At 71.3% G+C, this 7192-nt stretch carries 13 protein-coding genes and 1 pseudogene; all 14 read right to left on the reverse strand.

Annotation, left to right across the window (positions count from 1 at the left end; all coding sequences use genetic code 11):
* Positions 1–201, reverse strand: a 201-nt coding sequence (locus tag ABZ135_RS38330; RefSeq protein WP_356702978.1) for a hypothetical protein, incomplete at its 3' end; no start/stop codon positions are given.
* Between the two features lie 73 nt (positions 202–274).
* Positions 275–1078 (reverse strand): hypothetical protein, encoded by an 804-nt coding sequence (locus ABZ135_RS38335; protein ID WP_356702980.1) that lies wholly within the window; start codon positions 1076–1078, stop codon positions 275–277.
* Positions 1079–1120: 42 nt separating this feature from the next.
* Positions 1121–1447 (reverse strand): hypothetical protein, encoded by a 327-nt coding sequence (locus tag ABZ135_RS38340; RefSeq protein ID WP_356702983.1) that lies wholly within the window; start codon positions 1445–1447, stop codon positions 1121–1123.
* 12 nt (positions 1448–1459) lie between these two features.
* Positions 1460–1768 (reverse strand): hypothetical protein, encoded by a 309-nt coding sequence (locus tag ABZ135_RS38345; RefSeq protein WP_356702985.1) that lies wholly within the window; start codon positions 1766–1768, stop codon positions 1460–1462.
* A gap of 369 nt (positions 1769–2137) precedes the next feature.
* Entirely contained in the window at positions 2138–2356 is a 219-nt protein-coding gene (locus ABZ135_RS38350; protein WP_356702987.1) for a hypothetical protein, read from the reverse strand.
* Entirely contained in the window at positions 2353–2997 is a 645-nt protein-coding gene (locus ABZ135_RS38355) for a hypothetical protein (protein ID WP_356702989.1), read from the reverse strand. The genes ABZ135_RS38350 and ABZ135_RS38355 overlap by 4 nt, the downstream gene beginning before the upstream one ends.
* Positions 2994–3812 carry a hypothetical protein gene (locus ABZ135_RS38360; RefSeq protein ID WP_356702991.1) on the reverse strand — a complete coding sequence of 273 codons (819 nt, stop codon included), beginning with the start codon at positions 3810–3812 and terminating at the stop codon, positions 2994–2996. Before ABZ135_RS38360 ends, ABZ135_RS38355 begins: the two co-directional genes overlap by 4 nt.
* Before the next feature lie 34 nt (positions 3813–3846).
* Positions 3847–4050 (reverse strand): annotated as a pseudogene (locus tag ABZ135_RS38365) (WhiB family transcriptional regulator); the annotation flags it as partial.
* A gap of 38 nt (positions 4051–4088) precedes the next feature.
* A complete protein-coding gene (locus ABZ135_RS38370; RefSeq protein WP_356702993.1) occupies positions 4089–4961 on the reverse strand; it encodes a hypothetical protein in 873 nt (290 codons plus the stop codon).
* Positions 4958–5185, reverse strand: coding sequence for a hypothetical protein (locus ABZ135_RS38375; RefSeq protein ID WP_356702995.1), 228 nt, complete (start codon positions 5183–5185; stop codon positions 4958–4960). Before ABZ135_RS38375 ends, ABZ135_RS38370 begins: the two co-directional genes overlap by 4 nt.
* Positions 5185–5949, reverse strand: a complete 765-nt coding sequence (locus tag ABZ135_RS38380; RefSeq protein ID WP_356702997.1) for a hypothetical protein — start codon at positions 5947–5949, stop codon at positions 5185–5187. Before ABZ135_RS38380 ends, ABZ135_RS38375 begins: the two co-directional genes overlap by 1 nt.
* A complete protein-coding gene (locus tag ABZ135_RS38385) occupies positions 5946–6821 on the reverse strand; it encodes a PD-(D/E)XK nuclease-like domain-containing protein (RefSeq protein WP_356702999.1) in 876 nt (291 codons plus the stop codon). Before ABZ135_RS38385 ends, ABZ135_RS38380 begins: the two co-directional genes overlap by 4 nt.
* Positions 6803–6982 (reverse strand): hypothetical protein, encoded by a 180-nt coding sequence (locus tag ABZ135_RS38390; RefSeq protein ID WP_356703001.1) that lies wholly within the window; start codon positions 6980–6982, stop codon positions 6803–6805. The genes ABZ135_RS38385 and ABZ135_RS38390 overlap by 19 nt, the downstream gene beginning before the upstream one ends.
* Positions 6979–7192, reverse strand: a 214-nt coding sequence (locus ABZ135_RS38395) for a hypothetical protein (RefSeq protein WP_356703003.1), incomplete at its 5' end; no start/stop codon positions are given. The genes ABZ135_RS38390 and ABZ135_RS38395, both read right to left, overlap by 4 nt.

The following is a 7192-nucleotide window of genomic DNA, read 5'->3' on the forward strand; positions in this document are numbered from 1 at the left end:
GGCGTCCCGGACCCCGGCGACGGCGAGGTGCCGCTCGGGCTGCACGGCGGTCTGGGTCCAGCCGTTGAGCTGGATGACCTCCATCAGCAGCTCGGACGCCTGGGCGCGGGTGATGGGCGTGTGGTCTCCCTGCCACTGCTCGGCGAGAGCGTGAGTGCGGTTGAGCGCGCGGTCGCGCAGGTCGGCGGGCTGGTCGGTCATGGTGTGCTCCTGGTGGTCGTAGGGTGGGTGGCGGGCCCCCGCGCGCTTCCTTCGCGCGGGGGCCACTGCATGCTCAGGCGGCGTCGGTGAAGCAGCCGCAGCCGCCCCAGTCGTCGGTGTCGATAAGGTCGAGCAGGCTGGGCTGGGCGTGACGCTGGAACTCGATGCGCCGGCGGAGGGTGGCCAGCGTGAGCGGCTTTGTCTCGCCGCCGCGGCGGTCGCGGAGAATGGCGACGTCCTTGCCGAGCTTGGCCCGCATGCGCTCCTCGAACCTCTCGGCCTTGGCGTACCGCTCGGGGAACACCTCCAGGAGCCGGGCCCACTGCGCCTGGCCGCCCTTCACGCAGGCGCCGCCGCAGTTGTTGTGGGCGAAGCCGAGCCGGTACAGCCGCGGGTCGATGAGGCCGGCGGCGCGGGCTTCGGCGCGGAGCTGTTCCTTGTCGAAGTACGGCGGGCGGGTGAGCGGGGCGTCGACGGTCCAGGGTGCCCAGCCGCGGACGATGGCCGGCAGGCGCTCGGTCTCGGTCCAGTCGATGCCGACGTACACGGTGGTGGCGGCCGGGTCGGTGTTCGCGACGAGCCACTGGCGGCACGGTTCCTGCTTCAAAAGCTGGGAGCACTGGGCGATGCGGGAGTTGCCGACCCAGGACTTGTCCTCGAACACCTGCCACGGGTCGCGGCCGGCCGGGTCGGCGACTGGAGTGATCGGGACGCCGAGCTGCTCGGCCGCCTGGGCGTTGAAGACGTGGAGATCTTCGTCCTCGGCGTGGGTGTCGGCGAACAGCAGCGTGACGCTGGCCGTGCCGTGTTCGGCAATGACGTGGCGTGCGGTGGCCCAGGACGTGATGCCTCCGGACCACATGACTACGTGCTGCACGGTGGGTCTCCTGGTGTGTGTGGTGGTGGAACCGGGCCGCAGTCAGGCGTGGGTGCGGTGGTAGGCGTCGGTGGCGGTGTGGCCGTTGACGACGAGGTGGGGCGCTGCCTTCCGGGCGAGGTTCAGCGCGGTGTCGAGGTCGAAGCGGTGCTGGGCGAGCCATTCGTCGGTGCGCTCGCTGGGGATGGACTCCCAGGACCAGTTGCCGTTGGTGTCGATGCACTGGCGGTGCCGGCAAACGGCCCAGACTCCGTTGCCGCGGGCTTCGACGGTGATCGTGAACGTGGGTCGGTTGATGTCGTTGAAGGGCAGGACGGACACCTCGTAGCGGGTGACCTCGACGAGGACGGGCGGTGTCGTGCCGGTCATGGGGGTGTCCCTTCAGGTGGCGGGGGCCGCGGGGGCGAGTTGGGTGATGAGTTGTTCGCCGAGGAAGCGGGTGTAGGCGGGTGGGATGGCCTCGGTCAACTCGTCGTGGATGTCGGTCCAGTCGATGCCGAGGGCCTGCTGCATTTCGGCGACGGAACCCTTGCCGCCGCCCTTGCCGTAGGCGGCGATGTACGGGCCGTCGTGGTAGGCGCCGTGGCGCCATCCGCGGACGCGGCCGCGGTGCTTGATGTGCGGGGGCTGCATCGGTGTCCAGCCGGACGTCTCGAACTTGCGGTGGCGGATGACGCCGAGGCCGAACATTTCGCCGCAGAGGACGATGTCGGGGCGGGCGTCGGTGGTCTCGAATGACCCAGGGCCGGCCGGTGGAGAGCATGGCGTCGCGGCCCTGCTCGTAGAGGTCGGCGTAGCGGTGGCGGAGGTGGGCGTTGGTGCCTTTGGTGATGGCGGCGCCGTACTGGCAGGGCCAGGAGGCGTGGATGGCGTCGTATTCGTGGCCGTGGTCGCAGATGTACTGGACGGCGTCTGCCTGAATGAAGGCGAAGGGGTAGTTCGAGCGGTCGACGATGTCGATGCCGGTGACGTCGAAGCCGGCGTCGTGGTAGCCGCGGCCTGCTCCGCCGGCGCAGCAGCAGGCGTCGAGGAGGCGGGGGCGGGTCATGGGGTGTCCTTTCAGGTGGTGGGGGTGATGGTCCAGCCGCTGCTGGTGAGGTAGGCGGCGACGCGTTCGGCGCGCTGGTGGTCGTTCTCGTGGAGGGTGGTGGCGTCTTCTTCGGCGGCGGTGAGGAGGGCGAGGGCGGCGTCGGGGATGGCGAGTTGCCCCCGGAGGCGGGTGTCCGGTGGGGTGTTGAGGAGTGCGCGGGCGGCGTTCAGGCGGGCGACGGTGCTCATGCGGCGCTCCTGGTGGCGTTGGTCCGCTGCTCGGCTTCGGCAAGGATCGCGAGCAGCCCAGTGCGGTTGGGGGAGTCGTTGCGGCGGCCGCTGGCGTCGTACTCGGGGCTGATGAACCCGTTCCAGTTGTCTCGGCCGAGGAGCTTGGTGACGCGTTCGACGAGGTCGGGGTGCCGGCCGATGATCTGGACGCGGGCGGCGCAGCGGGCGACGGCTTCCTTGGTGATCTGCTGACGGAACGCCTTGAGGTCTTCCTGCTGCCGCATGGCCGTGATGTCGGCCTCGGTGATGGCGGCGGGGAGGGCGGGCACGGCCGGGGTGCGGCCGGTGGCGACGTTGCGGCGGTGGGTGCGGACCTGTCGGAGGTAGAGGGGCACGTTGTTGGGGTCGGCGGTGGGCGGTTCGGTCTCGGCGTCGACGGACACGAGGGCGCGGCGGTTCTTGCGGACCTCGGTGGCGATCTCACCGGGGGCGACGAATGCCTGCTGCCGGGCGACGGCCGCGGCCGCGGTGCGGGCTTCGTCGAGGGTGAAGTCGCTGAGGACGTCGTGCCAGGCGTCGGGGGTGTACTCGTCGAACTTCTGCTGGGGGCAGAGGGCGCGGACGTAGCGGGCGAGGATGACGGTTTCGTCGGGGGTCACATGGACTCCTGCATGCGGGCGCGGGCGCGGGCCATCGCGCGGTCGAACAGGTCGTCGGTCTGCTGCTGAGCGCCGGCGCGGAGCGGAACGACCTCGGCGCCGGGGGCGGCCTGGCGGAGCTCGGACAGGGCGAACTGGAGGGTGCCGCCGGTGACGGGCTTGGCAAGGTCTCCGAGCCGGGTGAGGGCCTGCCAAAGGGTGGCGGGAGCGAGGCCGTTGGTGAGGGCGTCGGCGATGGCGCGTCGGATGGTGGTCTTGTTCTGGGCGGTGGTGTGGCCGTACTGCTCCCACCACTTGGTGAGCATCTGGTCCGGGAGGGCGGCGGTGGGGGGTACTTCCGGACCGTTGTAGTTACTTCTGGAACTAATGAGGGCAGCTCCTGCCCTACCCGAGGGCAGCTCCTGCCCTACCGGTAGGGCAGCTCCTGCCCCAGGGTGGGGTAGCTCCTGCCCTACCCCTTCTTCGAGTAGGGCAGCTCCTGCCCTACCTTCGGCGGAGTCCTCGGCCGACACGAAGGCCGACTTCGGGATGCGGAGCCCGTACTTCGTCGTCTCCCCTTCCGACCGCGCCTTGACCACCGACGGCCGGTCCCGGCTGAGCCAGCCGCCGGTCTCCAGGTGGTCCAGGTGTGTACGGACGGTGGCCCGAGACAGGCCCGTCGCCTTCTCCAGGGTGGTGAGGGACGGCTGGAAGCGGTCGGGGATGATGCCGGTCCGAGCGTCCGCCCACGTGGCGATCGTCAGCCCCAGGTGCCGCGACGGCGGCTTGAGCTGGCTGGCGCGGATCGCTCGCTCGTACTCGAACCGGCTCGGCATGTGCGGCTTCTTCCTGCGGGTGATGGGCGGTGGGTCAGGCGGCGTCGGCGCGCTGGCGGCGGAGGCGAGTTCGCTCGCGTTCGGACAGGCCGCCCCAGACGCCGAAGCGCTCGTCGTTGTCGAGGGACCAGATCAGGCACTGGATGCGGACCTCGCAGGCCATGCAGACCTGCTTGGCCTCGCGGACGGACCCGCCCTTCTCCGGGAAGAAGGACTCCGGGTCGGTCTGCGCGCACAGCCCATCGACGAAGAACTCCGGCATGGGCAGGACGCCGCTCATGCGGCCACCTCGCGGAGGTCGCGGAGGCGGGCGACGACGTAGTCGCGGCCGAGGCCGAGGCGTTCGGCGATCTCGTCCGGGCCGGCGCCGTACGACGCGAGGTGGAGGATCTCCTCCGCGCGGAGCCGGGCCTGCTCGTGGAAGTTCAGCGGACGCTCGGCGGTCGCCGGGTCGAAGGCGGGGTTGTCGATGTGCCCCATGTCCTCCCACCACAGCGGGTCGGGCCAGCCACGGCGCTCAGCCAGTCGACGGGACTTCTGCGCCCCGATCAGCGAGACGCCGTTGTCTTCGGGCTTCAGGTTCTTCATCTGCTCGAAGGCGACGACGATCGCGTCGGCGGTGGTGCGGAAGATGTACGGCTGGTGGATGACGCGGGTGATGCCTCGCGGGTCCATGCCGATGTGGGGGGCGACACTGGCGAAGGGCCACCCGACGGCGACGAGGGCCTGCAGTCGGCGGGCGCTTCCCGTGGCAGGGAGGACCTTGCGCCGCATTCCTTCGAGCGTCAGCGCGAGGATGACCTCGGCTGTCTCTGTGCGGACCTGCTTGACCACCTTGTGTGCGATCCGACGGACTTGGTTGCCGGACAGTCCGGACTGCTCGGCGATCTGCAAGTAGGAGATGCCAGCTTGGTGAAGGTAGTTGATGTGCTCGCGGGTCTGGGTGGCGTCGATGTGCGGCTGCCAGAGCCCGTAGCCCTGCAGGCGGTAGACGCGGCGGCGGTAGGCGGAGTGCACGGGCCGGCACTTTTCGCAGGGGCAGCGGGCGCCGACGGCGAGGGCCGTGGAGCCGTGGCCGTGGTCGGTCTGGATACCCGCGGCCGGGAGGCGGGTCATCCCGGCCGCGGGGGACTGGGTGGAGGTGGTCACGCCTCGGCCTCCTTGGCGTGGAGCTGCTGGTCGTGGAGCTCGGTGGCGAGCTGCATCTCGTAGAGCCGCTGGTCGAGCTGGGCGGCGCGGTGCTCGGCCTTCCGGCGGTCGGCTCGCTCGGCGGCGAGCTCGGCGCGGGTGGCTTCGAGGTCGGCGCGGAGGCCAGCGGTGGCGGCGGCGACAGCGGCCTGGGCGTAGCGGCGGGAGATGAGGGGGAGCCGCATCACGCCACCCCTCCCGGCTGCGCGGTCTCGGGCCAGTCGGTGGAGTCCTCGACGGTGGACCAGTCGTCCTCGGCCGTGTCGTCGCGGGTCACGGTGTACTCGGCGTCGGTCGGGGCCGGGGCGACCGGCATGGTGGCCGGGCGGGTCAGGGCGGTGATGTTGAGCGGCGCCCGCTGCGGGACGACCTCGGCGTGAACCGTGCCCTCCAGCTCCTCGGACACGTACGGCATGCCGTGCAGCGCGTCCGAGGCGATCAGGCGCGAGACGTCACCCGTGGCCCGGGCGACGAGCATGCCCTTCGGGTTCTTCTTCCACTGGTCCTTGTTCAGCAGCCCCATCAGCCGGGCCCGGTCGATGGTCCACTCGACCTCCTGCCACGCCTCCGCCCCCGCGCGGCGGCCGCGCATCCGGCACCGCGTGTCGGTCGACTCGACGAGCTCGATCTCGTGCCCCTGCCCCTGAAGCACAGCTCGCATGGCGTGGGCCCGCAGGGCGGGAGTGCCCTGGATGATGTCGATGGACTTGAGCGTGGCCATCGGCTTCAGCCCGAGCTCGGCGCCGGCGAGGATCGCGGCGGCGATGTCGCCGGGCTTGCCCCGCAGGGAGGCCGGGACGAACGACGTGTTGGCCAGCTTCTGCGCCATCTGGTAGGCGAGGTCCGCCTCCTGGGCCCACGCCATGAGCGCGGTGGTCCCAGCGGTCGGCGCAGGCGCGGCAGGGGTGGCGACCTCGGCGCCCTGCTCTCGGGTGGCGATCTCGGTCACGACAGGTACTCCTCGGCTTGGCGGATCGTGTCCCACGTCGGCATGCCGATCTGAGGGATTTCGGTGGTGGGCCCGGTCCAGTCGGGCCAGATGCCGGTGCGCTCGCACTCGGCGTAGATGCGCAGGGCCCGGCGGTTACGGGCGCGGCCGATGTCGCGGTCCTGCTGGTGCAGCTCGCGGACGGTCACCAGGTACGGCGCGGTCTTGGACTGGAAGACGAAGACGAACCGCACCTCGTCCGGGTCCAGCACGGCCTGGATCCCGTCGACGTACAGGGCGTCCTGCTGGTGGTACGAGTGGTCCCGGATCGCCCGCGACACCGCGGTCGGGGACGCATCCGCGCAGGACTTGTAGTCGATGCACAGCACCAGGCCGGGAAGCTGCTTCAGCCAGTCGGGCCGGACCCGGCACCGGACCCCGGTCTCCCGGTCCGTCCAGTACAAGGACTGCTCTGCCAAGCCGGTGCCGGGCGCCAGCAGCGGGCCGGCCAGCGGGTGCTGGCGGAGCGCGGCGGCCATGGCCTCGACCTGGTCCATCTCGGCCTGCTTCAGCGGGATCCCGCCGGCGGCCCGGACCGCGCGAACCTGGGCCTTGGCGGCGTTGGTGTCCCAGCGGTCGCCGTCGACGACGACGAGCTCCGGGCCCTCGCCGAGGACGAGCTGGTGCGCGGCGTGCCCGATGTCGAACGTCTTCTTCGGCGGCGCCGGGTTGAGCCGGTCGTGCTGGAACTGGGCCGGGCAGCCGGGCGGAAGGAGCGCCCGCAGGCCGGACGAAGAGATCGACGTGGGGTCCGCGTGATACACCTCGGCGGGCACCCCCGCCCGCATGGCGGGGGCCGTGGCCTGCTGGCCGGTCAGAACGGTGGTTCCCACTCGGGGCCCTCCATGTTCTCCTCGATGCGGTGCCGCCACTGGGTGCCGGACTCGGTCTCGTGCCAGTCCCGCCAGTCGTGCTCGCGCGGGTCGCGAACACAGCGGCGGATGGCGCCCGTGTTCGGGTTGAACAGCGCCTCCGGACACTGGGGGCGGGTCACAGGGCGCTCCTGATGGCGGTGATGGTGAGGGCGATCAGCGCCCACAGGACGGCGGAGAGCAGCAGGCCGTAGACGCAGCCACGCGCCAGACCGGGGCTCACGCGGTGCCCCCGGTGCAGGTGCAGTCCTCGAAGAGGAGGCGGCAGATCGGGCAGCGGCTGGTCACGCGGCCTCACCGCCCCGGCGGGGACCCGGCACCTGCCGCAGACG

The sequence above is a fragment of the Streptomyces sp. NPDC006339 genome (assembly GCF_040612775.1).
In the GTDB taxonomy this organism is placed as follows: domain Bacteria; phylum Actinomycetota; class Actinomycetes; order Streptomycetales; family Streptomycetaceae; genus Streptomyces.